Source organism: Mycobacterium sp. DL (assembly GCF_039729195.1).
GTDB lineage: Bacteria > Actinomycetota > Actinomycetes > Mycobacteriales > Mycobacteriaceae > Mycobacterium > Mycobacterium hippocampi_A.
Window position 1 is genome coordinate 6,000,758 of the sequence record NZ_CP155796.1, and the last position, 14,578, is coordinate 6,015,335.

Genomic DNA, 14,578 nt, shown 5'->3' on the forward strand with positions numbered 1-14,578 from the left:
CACAAATGATACATACAGTTGTGTATGCTTCATATCATGGGTCGCGCATGCAGGGCGGCGATCGTGCCGTTCCGCCGGATCATCCACCCCAGGCTCCTGAACTCCGTTTCGCGGCACCGGCACCAGCACGCCCGTCAGATCGACGTGCCGGCGGCAACCACCACACTGAGCACCCTGCCCCGTGTCGACTATGCCGACGCGTTCGTGCTGAGCACCCAGAAGCACCCCGACTGGACGGCGGAGACCTGGGCCAGAGCTGTGCTCGAGGGGGCACCGGCGGCCACCCGGGCCGAGCTGACGGCGGGTTGGGCGGCGCTCGGTTTGCCCGCGACGAACTCATCGGCGTCGGTGCTGGGTTGGGTGATCCGTCACCGCACTTCGGAACGCGTTCTGCTGGGCAGAGATTCGCGCATCGGGATGCCCGGCGAGTTGCTCTTCGAGCGGCGAGCCGATGGTCTGCTCTTCGCCACGTTTGTCCACCACCGCACTCCGGCGACCCGTGCGGTGTGGGCGGCGGTCCGGCGCACACACGTGCGCACGGTGCTCGAACTGCTCGACCGAGCCGCGGATGACGTCGCCGACGTGACGTTAAGTGCCGGTAACCAATAACATTGTGGCGTTTCGACTGAAAGTTCCTGCGGGTACACCCTTGCCGTCGGGCCGGGGGAGCAATGGCGCCGACCGCAGCTGAGGATACGAGACAGGCGGTCCACATGAGCAGAATTGGTCGTTGGTTGGCAGGCGTCGCACCGATCGTGGTGGCAGTGGCGGGTATGCCCGCGCTCGCACCCCCCGCGTACGCAGCACCGTGCCCCGATGTCGAGGTGGTCTTTGCGCGAGGCACGTTCGAACCCCCAGGTGTCGGGTCGACCGGACAGGCCTTCGTGGATTCGCTCCGCGCGAAGACAGAGGGCAAGTCGGTCGATGTCTACGCGTGAATTACCCCGCCTCGCTCGACTTCGCCACCGCCGCGGACGGCGTCATCGACGCCAGCAACCGGATCGTGCAGATGACCACCGATTGCCCTGACACGCAGATCGTGCTCGGCGGATTCTCGCAGGGCGCGGCGGTCGCGGCCTACATCACCGAGGACGCCATTCCCGAGGGCTACACCCCGCCCCCCGGCATGACCGGTCCGATGGACCCGTCAGTCGCCGAACACGTGGCCGCTGTGACGCTGTTCGGCAAGCCGTCGAGCGGCTTCCTGCAGATGCTCAACACCGGCGCACCGCCCATCACCGTCGGCCCTGAATACGCGGGAAAGACTCTCGACCTGTGCATCCCCGAAGACCCGGTCTGCTCGCCGACCGGCGGGGACGGCGGCGCTCACGGCGCCTACGCGATCAGGGGCGTGGTGGATCACGCGGCGGAGTTCGCAGCGGGCAAGCTCCCCGAGCCAACGTCCGGCCCGAACGGCGACGGGACTGTGACTGCGGGGTCTTGACACCCGTCAACAGTGTGACCGGCCTCACTGTTAAGTTCACACGGTGGCTCGCACTGATCTCGTCATCGAACGCCCCACCGAACTCAGCGCCGACTGGCTGACCGCTGTTCTCGATCGCGGAACCGTCACCGATTTCACCTTCGAGCGGATCGGCACCGGCCAGATGAGCGAGTGCTACCGCATCACGCTGACCTACGCCGATGCCGGGTCGAGCGGTCCGGCGTCGGTGGTGCTCAAGGTCGCCGCCACCGACCCCAGCAGCAGGCAGACTGGACAGGCGCTCGGGCTCTACGAACGTGAAGTACGGTTCTACACCGATGTCGCGCCGGGCTTGTCCGGGCCGGTGGCACCGTGTCACCACGCTGCCTACGACCCGCAGACCGGTGCGTTCGACCTGCTGATCGGGGACGCCGCACCCGCGGTCGTCGGCGACGAGATCCGCGGGGCCACAGTCGAACAGGCGCACCTGGCACTTTCCGAGCTCGGCAAGGTGCACGGCCCGATGCTGGGCGACACGTCGCTGACCGCCAGCGAATGGCTCAATCGCGAATCACCGCTGAATCAGGCGCTGGTCGCGCAACTGTGGGCCGGGTTCTCCGAGCGATTCGGCGACGCCATCGCGCCGAGGCATCGGATGGTGTGCGAGCGTTTGGTCGGCGCGTTCGACGCCCACCTCGCCGCCGAGGCAACGTCGGACCGGGTGCACGGACTGGTCCACGGCGACTACCGCCTCGACAACATGCTCTTCGGGCAAGCCGGTGCCGAGCGCGCGCTGACCGTGGTGGACTGGCAGACCGTCACGTGGGGACCGGCATTCACCGATGTCGCCTACTTCCTCGGCTGCGCCCTGCCGACAGAGGCGCGCCGGCAGAACTACGACGCGCTGTTGGCTGCCTACCATCACGCGTTGGAGGGCACCGGGGCGACGGTCGATCGTGATGTCGTCCGTGACGGGGTGCGCCGACAGAGCTTCTTCGGCGTGATGATGGCGATCGTGTCGTCGATGCTCGTCGCGCAAACAGAGCGCGGCGATCAGATGTTCATGACGATGCTGGCGCGACACTGCGACCACGTGCTCGATACCGACGCACTCGAGGTACTTCCGGAAGTGGATGCGCCCGAACCGCTTTCACCCAGCAGCGAGGACGAAGGCCCGCATACACCGGGTGGCGAGGAGCTGTGGAACGAGAGCTGGTACTTCGACTTCGCCGATGCCGGCCAGGACGTGGGCGGCTGGGTCCGGCTCGGGTTGGTGCCCAACCAGAACACCGCATGGATCAACGCGCTGCTGTGCGGCCCCGACATGCCGACCGTCGCGATCGTCGACTTCGCCGTCGAGCTGCCGACGGATCCGTCCGAGATCAACACCGAGGCAGCGCATCTCACCTTCGATGCCAGCGAGCCTCTGCAGACCTACCGGGTGACCGTTCGAGGACGCGGCGAGTCGTACGACGATCCAGCAGCCCTGCTGCGGGGCGAGGCGGGGCGACCGACGGAGCTGACGATGGACCTCACCTGGACGACGGCGGGCACTCCGTACCAGTACCGCATCACTCCGCGCTACGAGATCGCCTGCACCGTCTCCGGGACCGTCACAGCCGACGGCCGGCAGTACCGACTCGACGGCGTCGCCGGGCAGCGCGACCACTCCTGGGGGGTGCGCGACTGGTGGGGAATGGACTGGGTGTGGAGCGCCCTGCACCTCGATGACGGAACCCGCCTCCACGGTGTCGACATCCGCATCGACGGAATGCCGCCGATCGGCATCGGCTACCAGCAGCCGCCGCACGCCGGACTCACCGAACTGACATCGGTCATTGCGCAGGCCGCGTTCGCCGACAACGGATTACCGACCTCGACGACGTTGGCGCTCGAGCCCGGCGGGCTCACCCTCGACGTCGACATCCGCGGTCACGCCCCCGTGCGACTGACCGCCGACGACGGCCGGATCAGCTACTTCCCCCGCGCCTGGGTGGCCGTCAGCACCAGTGACGGCCGCTCCGGAATCGGTTGGCTGGAGTGGAACCGCAACGCACGCTGACCCGCGTCACTTCCGCGACCGTCGCGTTCCCTTCTTGACCAACGCACGCTTACGCGGCGCCGACTTGTCGGCCGGGATCTTCGACGGCGCCACCGCCGAGGCCATCACGGCATCGGCGCGTTCCCACACCCGATGCTTTCCCAAGGCGGTGACCAGTTCGGTGGTGAAGGGCTTGTCGGCATCGCTGCCGATGAGCACACCCGGCGCGGCACGGTCGATGCCGGCGGCGTCGAGCAACGAGACACCGTCACCCCATGCGCCGAGGGCCTTGCAGTGCCGGAAGAGTTCCTGCAGCAGCACCACTAGCTTGATGTCATTGGTGGGCGTGGTTCCCGCCGCCACCACGACCGCGTCGAACTCGATCGACCGGGCGGTGGCGAAGGTCCGGTCCACCACAACGGCGCGGCGGCCTGCTTTCAGGGTGCCACCGACCGGCGCGGTCACGAGCACCTCGACGCCCAGCTTTCCCAACGACTTCGTCAGCGTCGTCACAGCTGCCAGATCGGAGCCCGCGTCGGCGATGACCGCGACCTTCCGACCGGCGACGGGGCCGGGCTCGGTGACGATCTGGGACAGAGCCGCGGACGGGACGACGTTCTCCGGCGGGTTGCCCTTCGGCGCAGGGAGTCCCAGGCCTTCGGCAACCTGGCGGCACAGGTCGGTGTCGACGTTGGCCAGCACCTCCAGTTCGCGTTCTTTGATCACCTTCTCGTAGCACTTGCCCAGCTCGAAGGTGAACGCCTCGACGATGTGCACCTTTTCGACCTTGGTCAGGCTCTGGTAGAAGATGGCGGCCTGGCTGAAGTGATCTGAAAACGAGACCGGTTCGGCCCGCTCGACCGGACCGTCGACTCGGCGCGGCACGGGTACGTAGCCGCCTTCGTCAGCGGTGGCGACCAGGGGTTCGCCTCCATCGATGCTGTTGCGCAGATACGGCGCCTGGCCGGTGTGGACGGCGGTCTGATGCATCCCGTCGCGGAGCATGTCGTTGACCGGGCAGTGTGGCCTGTTGATCGGCAGTTGGGTGAAGTTGGGTCCGCCGAGTCGAGTGAGCTGGGTGTCGAGGTAGGAGAACAGCCGTGCCTGCATCAGCGGATCGTTGGTGACCTCGATTCCGGGCACCAGGTTGCCGGTGTGGAAGGCGACCTGTTCGGTTTCGGCGAAGTAGTTCGTCGGGTTTCGGTCCAGCGTGAGCTTGCCGATGAGGTGCACCGGCGCAAGTTCCTCGGGCACCATCTTCGTCGGGTCCAGAAGGTCGATGCCCTGGAACGTCTCCGACTCGTCGTCGGGCATCACCTGGATTCCGAGTTCGTACTCCAGTGGCGCACCTGCTTCGATGCCGTCGGCCATGTCACGGCGGTGGAAGTCCGGATCGACACCGGCGGCGATCTGCGCCTCTTCCCACACCAGCGAGTGCACGCCGGCAACGGGCTTCCAGTGGAACTTCACCAGGCTGGTGGCACCGCGCTTGTTGACGAGCCGAAAGGTGTGGACGCCAAAGCCTTCCATCGTCCGGTACGAACGCGGGATGCCCCGGTCGCTCATGTTCCAGAAGACGTGGTGGGTCGCCTCGGTGTGCAGCGAGACGAAGTCCCAGAACGTGTCGTGCGCCGATTGGGCCTGCGGGATCTCGCGATCCGGGTGGGGCTTGCCGGCGTGGATGACGTCGGGGAATTTGATGCCGTCCTGAATGAAGAACACCGGGATGTTGTTGCCGACGAGGTCGAAGTTTCCTTCGTCGGTGTAGAACTTCACCGCGAAACCACGAGTGTCCCGCACGGTGTCGGCGGATCCGCGCGATCCCAGCACCGTGGAGAACCGGCAGAACACCTCGGTCTTTCTGCCCTTGGCCAGGAAGCCCGCTTTGGTGACATCGGCGGCGTTTCCGTACGCCTCGAAGGTGCCGTGCGCGGCGGCACCGCGTGCATGCACCACCCGCTCCGGGATCCGCTCATGGTCGAAGTGGGTGATCTTCTCGCGGAGGTGGAAGTCCTCCAGCAGTGTCGGCCCGCGGGGCCCCGCCTTGAGAGAGTGATCGGTGTCGGGCAATCGGAGGCCCTGCGCGGTGGTCAGGTAGCGCCCCGTCTGGGCACGCGAATCCGGCTGTCCTGCAGACTCTTCGGGTGATCCAGCGGGGCCGACGGCGGCGGGGGCGTTCTGGTCGCGGTTACGTGATGGGGGCATGGGTGCTCCAAGCGATTGCTGATCAATGGCGGTCGCCGAATCGGGCGGACCAGGCCGGCGCGAGGGGCTGTGCGCCAGTAGTCGGTGGTACCCGCTGTCGCGGCGGACAAACGTCGCCCCGGGAACGAACCGGCCCCGGCGATGGACGCCGGGGCCGGTGGGGGTGTTCTCGCTGATGGGTCAGGCTGCGTTGCCCCGCAACGCGTCCCGTGCCCGATCCAGTAGCGATGCGAACGGGCCCACGGCGAAGTTGGCGAACGCCGACTCCACACCGGCATGCGGGTGCGTCGGAGCGATCCTCTCGGCGATCTCCACTGCGGTGGCGAGCTTCGCCAGTTCAGCCGGGTCCAATTGCTCCTCGAGCAACGTGAACTCCTCGGTCTCCTCCCGCTCGGCGTGCTCCAGCACCGCCGCCTGCAGGTGGATCAGGGCCTTGCTGAAGTCCGCTGTGCCGCAGGGGATGTTCTCGAGTTCAGCGAGCGCGACCTTGGCGTCGTGTTCCTCGGTGAGGCGGGCGTCGACGACCTCGCGGGCTCCGTCGATCTTCCGGCGTACCCGCGGGTGCACCATCATCTCCTCGGCCGTCTCGTGCACCGCCAGCAGGGTCCGCAGCCGGGTGAAGGCTGCTTGCTGCTCGGTGGCGTTTTTGGCGTCCAGGGTCTCGACGAACAACGCCTTGATCGCCTCGTGCTGTTCTTTCAGATAGGTGACCACGTCACCGGAGCCGCTGACAGGTTTTTTCGACACGATGGATGACCTCCGTGATTGGGCTGATGGCTGCGCGAGGGGCTGTGCGCTGTCCGAGGATTACCCGCCCGAGACCGGGCACAATCAGCTGTTGGCGCGGTCCGCCTGGCGTTTCACCTTCTCGGTTTCGGCCAGTTGTTCGACCCGGTCGGCCTTCGCACGCTTGGTCGAGGCTTCAGCGCGCTTGGCGGCCGCGTCGTCCAACCTCGCTTGGGTGGCTGCGACAACGGCTTGCTCGTCGTCCAGAATCGCCTCCCGCTCAGCTTTCCTTGCAGCTTCGACCGCTGATGCCTGTCGGCTTGCGGCCTCGTCGGCTTCCTTCTTCGCAGCCGCTGTGCGTTGCTGTGCGGTCTCCGCGGCGCGGGTCGCGCGCTTTTGAGCTGATCGCTGCGCTTCCTCGACTTCCTGCGCCCGCGCCTCGCGCGCGTCCTGCTGCTCCTGGCTCGCCTCGGACAGTTTGGCTTCCTTTGCGGCGTCCGCCTTCTCGCGCTTGGCGGTGGCGGTCGCATCCAGCCGCGCGGCACGCGACAACGCATCGCTGCGCTCGACGAGTGCCGAGCCCCTGGTCTGCAGGTTCACGTCCCCCAGGGCCGAACCGACCGCTGCGTCCAACGAGCCCAGCGATCGCTCGTAGAACAGCCGCGCGGGCGTCTCGGCGTCGAACCGGGTCATCACCCGGTCCTCGATGAGCTGAAGGGGCACCCGGGCAATCCGGTACTGCAGTCTCAGAATCGCGACCGGCACGCTGACGATGTTCATTGTCCACTCCTGTGTCTTGCTGTTGTTCACGGCAGGTCGGCTTCCTCGGTGATGCCCGCTGCGCGTTGCCTGAGGGCTTCGGCCTGTTGCTTTGCGTTCTCGGTCACCTTCACCGCGGTCTCGTGCTCGGCGGTCGCTGCCACCACATCGTCGCGCGCTGCCTCGACTTCGACGTCTTCGCGGGCCTTGGCCCGGCTCGCCTCGACCTGCGCATCGGTCTGGGCTGCCACCGCTTCGGCGGCGACGCCCTCGCGGGCGGCTTGTTCTGCAATCCGCTTCTCGTCTTGCTTCTGCGCCTGGATGGCGCCCTTGATCTCCGCGGCCTCGGTGTCGACCTGCTGCCGTTCGCGAGCAAGCTCGGCCTCGGCTCCCGACAGTTCGGTGCGGGCTTCTTCCACCTCGGCGTCCGCGACGGCCTCGGCGATGTTCGCTTCCTTGCGCTCACGGGCCTGCGCCTGTTCGAGTTGGCCCTCGGCGGTCAACGAATCGTTGCCGATCACCGCACCGGCGATCTCCTTCGCCTTGCCTTTGACGGAGTCCATCAATCCCTCGCGGGCCTGTCCGGACTTGTCCTGATCGCTCATTGGAGTAACTCCTCTCGACAGCCAACGCCCCGAAGTGGGGCACAGCTGGATGCCCTCGAGGCGTTCCCCGCTGAAGGGGGTTCAACCCTCGATGCGGCGCGCGCTTTCTCACATCTGGTCGGCACCCGCGGGAGGGATATTCCGGCGGAGAACGGGTAGCTCAGACGAGCCCGGCGGAGTTCGTCTGCCAGGCCTTGACAGAGGAGACATCCGTGATCGGAACAATCATCGGCGCCATAGTCGTCGGACTCATCGTGGGCGCACTGGCCCGCCTGATCATGCCCGGCAAGCAGAACATCGGCGTGATCATGACCGTGGCGCTGGGCGCCGTCGGTTCGTTCGTCGGAACGTGGGTCACCTACCGGTTGGGGTACTCGAACGAGAACGGCGGCTTCGAGATCATCCCGTTCCTGGTGGGGATCATCGTCGCGATCCTGCTGATCGCGGCCTACCTCGGCATCACCGGCAAGCGCAGCGGCCGGGTGCAGCGCACCGGTCACTGATCCCGGGCACTCCGGTGCCGGCGGCCGGCGGGTACACAATGGATGCCATGGTGGTCCGCGAGATCGACACAGTCCGGCGGCAGATCGGCCGGGCGGTGTTCGGAATGGTCGCCGGACCGGATGGTCCGAGCAACAGAGCGCAGATCCACGAGACTCCGGGACCCCGGTGGTTCGGTGAGGATCGGCCCATCCGGCGGGTGCACGGCGACGCGTCGATGTTCGTAGGCGGGCTGCGCGCGCTGCTGCTGCAGTCCCTGCATCCGCTGGCGATGGCGGGGGTCGCCGGGCACTCCGACTACCGCGGCGACCCGTGGGGGCGGCTTGCCCGAACCAGCACCTTCCTGGCGGTCACCACCTTCGGCCCGTCGGCTGATGCGCAGCGCGCCGTGGACCGGGTACGAGGCATCCACACCCGGGTGCGCGGAACCGCAGAGGACGGTCGGCCGTATCACGCCACCGACCCGCACCTGCTCGAATGGGTGCACATCGCGGAGATCGACAGCTTCCTGCGGGCCCATCAGTTGTACGGCGCCGCGCCGCTGGACCAACGCGGCCGCGACGGCTACGTCGCCGACACCGCGCGGGTCGCGATGGCGCTGGGAGTTCCCGACCCGCCACGCACCGAACAACAACTCGCCGAGCGGATCGAGGCCTACCGCCCCGAGTTGGAGAGCACCGCGGCCGCGCTCGACGCGGCACGGTTCCTGTTGTTGACTCCTCCGCTTCCGCTGATCGCCCGGCCTCCCTATGCGGTGTTGGCGACGACCGCGGTCGCGATGTTGCCGCAGTGGGCGCGAGCACCACTGCGGCTGCCCTACCTGCCGCCGGTGGAGACGACTGTGGTCCGCGCGACCGGCCGGGTGCTGGTCGGTGGCATCCGATGGGCGATGACAGCCGACCGCTGAGCGGTCAGGCAAGATGCGTGGCGATGTCCTCCTCACTCGGCGACGTGCTCGCCACACTGCGACTCGAGCAAGTCCACTCGAGGCTTTTTGTCGGCCAGCAACTTCCTGCGCCGGCCAACCACATCCTCGGCGGACACATCTCGGCCCAGGCCTTGCTGGCAGCGAGCCTCACCGCGCCGGGCCGGACACCGCACAGCGTGCACACGTATTTCCTGCGGCCCGGCGACTCGCGGCGCCCAGTGGCCTTCGAGGTCGCCGATCTGCAAGACGGCCGGACATTTTCAGCGCGCCGGGTCACCGCCCGCCAGGACGACCAGATCCTCCTCGAAGCGATGTCGTCGTTCAAGATCGCCGACGCTGGATCCGCTCAGGTCGTCTATCAACCACCGATTCCGCAAGTGCCCGAACCGGACTCGCTACCGCGGGTGCCCCCGCATTTCGCCGAGTCCGAGGGTGTCACCGAAGGTCAGTGGGCGAGTCTGCGATGGTTCGAGCGCCGGATCGTCGACGCTGAGCAGTCGCCGCCCGCGCAAGCGCGGATCTGGTGGCGACCCGACGGCGAGACACCCGACGACCCGGTCCTGACGGCGAGCCTGGTGGCCTACCTGTCGGCGGTGACGTTGACCGAGCCGGCATACGCGGCCCGCGGGGGTATCGGGGTATCAGCGCAGCGGGACCACTCGGTGTGGTTCCACGCACCGGCAGTGCTCTCGGATTGGCTTCTCTACGAACAGTCCTCCCCCAGCAGCGCCGACTCTCTCGCGCTGGCGAACGGAACGATGTTCAACCGCGATGGCAGCCTGGTCTGCACCGTGCGGCAGGAGATGTACTTCCCGCCACCGCGGCACTGACCTGATTCACTCGAACTCTATGACCTGCCTGACAGCCCTGCCGTCGGCGAGTTCGTCCATCGCAGAATTGATCTCGTCGAGCGTGACCCTCGACGACACCAGCGCTTCGACGGGAAGCCTTCCCTCGCGCCACAACTCGACGAATCGTGGGATGTCTCGGGCAGGCACCGATGACCCCAGATAGCTGCCGATCAGCGAGCGCCCCTCGGCGACGAGACCCAGAGGCGACACACTGAGTCGAGCGTCCGGGCGGGGAAGCCCGACGGTGATGGTGCGGCCGCCGGGCGCCGTCAGTGCGATCGCGGTCTCCAGCGCGGCGGGGTGGCCGACCGCCTCGATCACCACCGCCGCCTTGATGTGGCGTTCGGTTGCCTCGTCGGGGGTGCATGCGTCGTGAACCCCCAATGCGCGGGCGCGTTCGAGTTTGTCGGCCAGCGGATCGACGCCGACGACGCGGACATCGTCGTGTGCCAGCGCGGTGAGCGCCGCGGCCATCCCGACACCGCCCAATCCCACCACGACGACGGTCTGCCCGGGCTGCGGGTGGCCGGCGTTGAGAACGGCGCCGCCACCGGTGAGCACTGCGCACCCCAGCAGGGAGGCGACCACCGGCGGGACGTCGGACTCCACGGGCACCACCGAGCGGCGGTCCACGACGGCGTGACCGGCGAAACCCGACACCCCGAGGTGGTGGAGCACCGGCGCGCCGTCCCGGGTCAGGCGGGTATCACCGGCCATCAACGTGCCTGCACCGTTGGCGGCGCTGCCGGGGATACATGGCGCCAGCCCATCGGTGGCGCAGCCGTCGCACTGTCCGCATCGCGGCAAGAAGGTGAGCACCACCCGTTGACCGACCGCCAGATCTGAGTTCCCGCCCACCTCCTCGATCACGCCGGCTGCTTCGTGGCCGAGCAGCATCGGCACAGGCCGCACGCGGTTGCCGTCGATCACCGACAGGTCGGAGTGGCACAGCCCGGCCGCCTCGATGCGCACCAGCAGTTCGTTGTTCCCTGGCGGCGCCAGGTCGAGGTCGGCGATCGACAGCGGACCGGAGTCGGCGTACGGGCGGGGTAAACCGATCTGGTCGAGCACGGCTCCGCGGATCTTCATGACGCCCAGCTTGCCCTGACTGACAAACTACGGCCATGACGAGTGAGGATCGGTCGCTGCGAAGCGGTGATTTCCCGGTGCACTGGCCGGTGTTGACGCGCTGGACCGACAACGACATGTTCGGTCACCTCAACAACGCGGTCTACTACGCACTGTTCGACACGGCGATCAACGCGTGGATCACCACCACCACCGGAACCGATCCGCTGACCGCCCCGTGGCTCGGGGTGGTGGCCGAATCCGGATGCCGGTACTACGCCGAGCTGAAATTTCCCGATCCGCTGGCCGTCGGCCTGGTGGTCGAGCGGTTGGGCCGAACCAGCGTCACCTACCGTCTCGGGGTCTTCCAGACTCCGCACGATCCGCTCGGTGCCGGTGACCATCCGGTCGCAGCCGTCGGGCACTGGGTGCACGTGTACGTCGATCGCGCCACCCGCCGACCTGTGCCGATTCCCGATGAGATCCGCGGACTACTGGAGAGCGCGCGCTCCAGCTAGCTCCTCAACCGCCTTCGGCGAGCACAGGCGATCAGCCGCCTTCGGCGACCCTGGCGCGCTCCCTCATCGAGGCGACCACCCCGCCGTCGTTGAGGATGTCGGTTCCGGTGAGATAACCGGCCTTGTCGCTGACGCAGAAGGCCAGCAGCTCGGCCATCTCCTCGCGTTTCCCCCACCGCGGCACCGCCGCGTTGGTGACCATCGCACCCGCGCCGGCCTGCTCCTCGAGTCGGCCCATCTCCGTGTCGACCGATCCCGGGGACACCGAGACGATGCGCAGCCCCCGGCCGTTGAACCTTTCGGCCTGCGACGAGCTGTACCACCTGACGAAGCCCTTGCTCACGGCATAGGCGAACCCGGAGCGGGCTTCGTCGGGGACGGCGCTGCACGTCGACATCATCTCCGTCATGAAGGTCTCCACGTCCTGCATCGCCAGGGGGTACTTGCCCGTCGGCATCATCTCCTCGGGCAGCAGGTGGGCCGCCATCGATGCCACGTTCACGATCGCGGCGCCCTCGGCGGCGGTGTCATAGAACGCTTCGTCGACGTTGAGCGTGCCCAGGGCATTGGTCCTGATGATGTAGTCGGCGCCGCCCATGCTGGGGCTGACCCCGGCGGTGTGGATCACCGAGGCGACCGTCCCGAGGCCGGCGGCGGTCTCGAAGAGTCGCGCGACCGCCTGCGCGTCGGTGACGTCGCAGTTCACCGCTGTGGCGGTGATCCCGAGGTCGTCCAGCGCGGCGGCCGCCGCATCGAGTCGTTCCTGTCGGACATCGCAGAGGACGACGCCGTGGTCCCTGCCGACGATCTTGGCCGTCGCCAGACCCATGCCGCCCGCTCCGCCGGTGATCACCGAGACTGCACTCATCCCTGGACCGTATACGGAGCCACCCGCAGAACGTGGCACCGGTCGCACGTCGGTGTAAGCGACCGAGGTGCGGGTATAGCTGCGCGGTGTTCGCAGCCCAACCGAGTCCGGTTTCCGAGGATCTCCGCCAACTGGCCACGGCTCACGGCGTGGCCACGTCCTACCGCAACGAGCGGCGGGAACCGGTCGCCGTGGACGCCGACGTGGTCATCCGAGTGCTCGGACTCCTCGACGTCGACGCCTCGACCGAGGCTGCCCGGCGGGATGAGTTGGAAAAGTTGGCCGAGCGAGAACGTTCCGGCGTGCCGGCACCCACGGTGGCGGTCCGGCTGGACGGACGTCCCAGATCTCTGCCGGGGGCAGCGCTGTTGGTGGACGAGTCCGGCGCACACATCGAGGTGCACGATGAACTGCCCGGCGACCTCACGCCGGGGTGGTATCAACTGCACACCCTCGACGGGCATCGGTCCACCCTTGTGGCGGCGCCGCCGACGGTGCCCTCGGCCCCTGCCACCTGGGGTTGGATGCTGCAGCTCTACGCATTGCGTTCGGCACGTTCCTGGGGCATCGGCGACCTCGGCGACCTGCGTGAGTTCGTGGAGTGGACCGCCGCCGAGCACGGCGCAGGCGCAGTACTGCTCAACCCTCTGCACGCACCCGGCCCGACACATCCGGTGCAGCCCTCCCCCTACACACCCTCCAGCCGGCGGTTCGCCAACCCGCTGGCATTACGCATCGAGGACATCGGCGCCTACCGACGCGCCGATCCCGATGTCCGCGCGGAAGTGGACGCGCTGCGTGTCTCCGCCGGCACCGAGCGGATCGATCACGACCTTGTGTGGGCGGCCAAACGCGCTGCGCTGGAACTTCTCTGGCGTTCCGAGGGCAGGCCTGATCCACTGGACGATCCGGCGGCGCCCGAGGGTTTGCGGGACTGGGCCACGTACTGCGCGCTGGCCGAGCGGCACGGCGGACGGTGGAGTCGGTGGCCGCAACCGCTGCGCGATGTCACCGGGTCGGCTGTCTCGTCGGCCCGCCGGGAACTGGCGCCCAGGCTGGCGTTCCATGCCTGGGTGCAGCACCGATGCGCCGAGCAGTTGACCGCTGTGCGGGATGCCGCCCGGGACTCCGGCATGGCACTGGGTGTGCTGCACGACCTGGCGGTGGGAGTCGACGCCGACGGCGCCGACGCGTGGGCGCTGGCCGACGTCCTGGCGACGGGGGTGAGTGTCGGGGCGCCGCCGGACAACTTCACCCCGCGTGGTCAGGACTGGGGTCTGCCGCCATGGCGGCCGGATCGGCTGGCCGCCACCGGATACTCCGCCCTGCGCGACATGCTCCGGGCCGTTCTCGCACACGCCGACGGCCTGCGCATCGACCACGTCGCCGGCCTGTGGCGGTTGTGGTGGATTCCGCCGGGTGACGGTCCCGACCGGGGCACCTACGTGCACTACGACGCCGACGCCATGCTCGCGGTGCTCGCGCTGGAAGCCCACCGGGCGCACGCCACCGTGGTCGGAGAGGATCTCGGGACGGTGGAACCGGAAGTCACGCAAGCACTTTCCGACAACGGCATGCTGGTTTGCGCGGTGTCGTGGTTCACCCGCGATCAGTCCGCACCGGACGAGCCCTTGTTGTCGCCGGCGAACTGGCCGACACGGGCTGCCGCCAGCCTCTCGACACACGACCTGCCGACCGCGGCGGGGTTCCTGCGGGGTGAGCATGTGACGGCGCGCGCCGACCTCGGTCTGCTCGACGACGTCTCGGCCGAACGGGCCAACGCCGACCGGGAACGCACGGAGTGGGTGGCACTGCTGCGCTCCGAAGGGCTTCTGGACGCGGCGTCAGAACCCGACGAGCCGGCGATCATCGTTGCGATGCACCGGTTCCTGGCGTCCACCCCGAGTCAACTCAAGCTCGTCTCACCGTATGACGTCATCGCCGAACCGCGGCAGCCTAATCTTCCCGGGACGATCGACGAATACCCGAACTGGCGTCTCCCACTTCCGGTGACCCTGGAGCAACTCCGCACCGACCCGCGGGTCGCGGAGGTCACCGCCGCGTTCCGGGGGGATCGCTGAGACG

At 67.9% G+C, this 14,578-nt stretch carries 13 protein-coding genes and 1 pseudogene; 8 read left to right on the plus strand and 6 right to left on the minus strand.

The window, feature by feature from the left end; translation table 11 throughout:
* Nucleotides 1–36 precede the first annotated feature (36 nt).
* From ABDC78_RS28570 to ABDC78_RS28580, 3 genes and pseudogenes are all read left to right on the plus strand, one after another.
* Nucleotides 37–609: a hypothetical protein gene (locus ABDC78_RS28570; RefSeq protein ID WP_178358143.1), complete on the plus strand. Its 573-nt coding sequence runs from the start codon at nucleotides 37–39 to the stop codon at nucleotides 607–609.
* 164 nt (nucleotides 610–773) lie between these two features.
* Nucleotides 774–1,444, plus strand: a pseudogene (locus ABDC78_RS28575) (cutinase family protein).
* A gap of 43 nt (nucleotides 1,445–1,487) precedes the next feature.
* A complete protein-coding gene (locus ABDC78_RS28580; protein ID WP_178358142.1) occupies nucleotides 1,488–3,485 on the plus strand; it encodes a phosphotransferase in 1,998 nt (665 codons plus the stop codon).
* Nucleotides 3,486–3,491: 6 nt separating this feature from the next.
* On the opposite strand, the gene ABDC78_RS28585 is transcribed toward ABDC78_RS28580, so the two are convergent.
* The 4 genes from ABDC78_RS28585 to ABDC78_RS28600 all read right to left on the minus strand — a co-directional run bounded on the left by ABDC78_RS28585 (nucleotide 3,492) and on the right by ABDC78_RS28600 (nucleotide 7,759).
* Nucleotides 3,492–5,669 carry a catalase gene (locus tag ABDC78_RS28585; RefSeq protein ID WP_178358141.1) on the minus strand — a complete coding sequence of 726 codons (2,178 nt, stop codon included), beginning with the start codon at nucleotides 5,667–5,669 and terminating at the stop codon, nucleotides 3,492–3,494.
* A 180-nt stretch (nucleotides 5,670–5,849) separates the two neighbouring features.
* The gene (locus ABDC78_RS28590; RefSeq protein WP_178358140.1) at nucleotides 5,850–6,416 is read right to left on the minus strand and encodes a hemerythrin domain-containing protein; all 567 of its coding nucleotides are present in this window, start codon (nucleotides 6,414–6,416) and stop codon (nucleotides 5,850–5,852) included.
* Nucleotides 6,417–6,500: 84 nt separating this feature from the next.
* The gene (locus ABDC78_RS28595) at nucleotides 6,501–7,175 is read right to left on the minus strand and encodes an IF2 family translation initiation factor (protein WP_178358139.1); all 675 of its coding nucleotides are present in this window, start codon (nucleotides 7,173–7,175) and stop codon (nucleotides 6,501–6,503) included.
* Nucleotides 7,176–7,201: 26 nt separating this feature from the next.
* Nucleotides 7,202–7,759: a CsbD family protein gene (locus tag ABDC78_RS28600; RefSeq protein ID WP_178358138.1), complete on the minus strand. Its 558-nt coding sequence runs from the start codon at nucleotides 7,757–7,759 to the stop codon at nucleotides 7,202–7,204.
* A 212-nt stretch (nucleotides 7,760–7,971) separates the two neighbouring features.
* Between ABDC78_RS28600 and ABDC78_RS28605 the strand changes: the two genes are divergently transcribed.
* From ABDC78_RS28605 to ABDC78_RS28615, 3 genes are read left to right on the plus strand one after another with little or no spacing between them, the layout of a single operon-like run.
* Nucleotides 7,972–8,262, plus strand: a complete 291-nt coding sequence (locus ABDC78_RS28605; RefSeq protein ID WP_178358137.1) for a GlsB/YeaQ/YmgE family stress response membrane protein — start codon at nucleotides 7,972–7,974, stop codon at nucleotides 8,260–8,262.
* 47 nt (nucleotides 8,263–8,309) lie between these two features.
* A complete protein-coding gene (locus ABDC78_RS28610; protein WP_178358136.1) occupies nucleotides 8,310–9,167 on the plus strand; it encodes an oxygenase MpaB family protein in 858 nt (285 codons plus the stop codon).
* Nucleotides 9,168–9,190: 23 nt separating this feature from the next.
* Entirely contained in the window at nucleotides 9,191–10,018 is an 828-nt protein-coding gene (locus ABDC78_RS28615; RefSeq protein WP_178358135.1) for an acyl-CoA thioesterase domain-containing protein, read from the plus strand.
* A gap of 6 nt (nucleotides 10,019–10,024) precedes the next feature.
* Here the strand turns inward: ABDC78_RS28615 and ABDC78_RS28620 are convergent, their stop codons facing one another.
* Nucleotides 10,025–11,128, minus strand: a complete 1,104-nt coding sequence (locus tag ABDC78_RS28620; RefSeq protein ID WP_178358134.1) for an alcohol dehydrogenase catalytic domain-containing protein — start codon at nucleotides 11,126–11,128, stop codon at nucleotides 10,025–10,027.
* 35 nt (nucleotides 11,129–11,163) lie between these two features.
* On the opposite strand from ABDC78_RS28620, the gene ABDC78_RS28625 reads away from it, so the two are divergent.
* A complete protein-coding gene (locus tag ABDC78_RS28625; RefSeq protein ID WP_178358133.1) occupies nucleotides 11,164–11,625 on the plus strand; it encodes a thioesterase family protein in 462 nt (153 codons plus the stop codon).
* Nucleotides 11,626–11,656: 31 nt separating this feature from the next.
* Here the strand turns inward: ABDC78_RS28625 and ABDC78_RS28630 are convergent, their stop codons facing one another.
* Nucleotides 11,657–12,493 (minus strand): SDR family oxidoreductase, encoded by an 837-nt coding sequence (locus ABDC78_RS28630; RefSeq protein ID WP_178358132.1) that lies wholly within the window; start codon nucleotides 12,491–12,493, stop codon nucleotides 11,657–11,659.
* Nucleotides 12,494–12,579: 86 nt separating this feature from the next.
* Here ABDC78_RS28630 and ABDC78_RS28635 point away from each other — a divergent pair, with 86 nt between their 5' ends.
* Nucleotides 12,580–14,574, plus strand: a complete 1,995-nt coding sequence (locus tag ABDC78_RS28635; protein WP_347133264.1) for a 4-alpha-glucanotransferase — start codon at nucleotides 12,580–12,582, stop codon at nucleotides 14,572–14,574.
* Nucleotides 14,575–14,578: the final 4 nt, after the last annotated feature.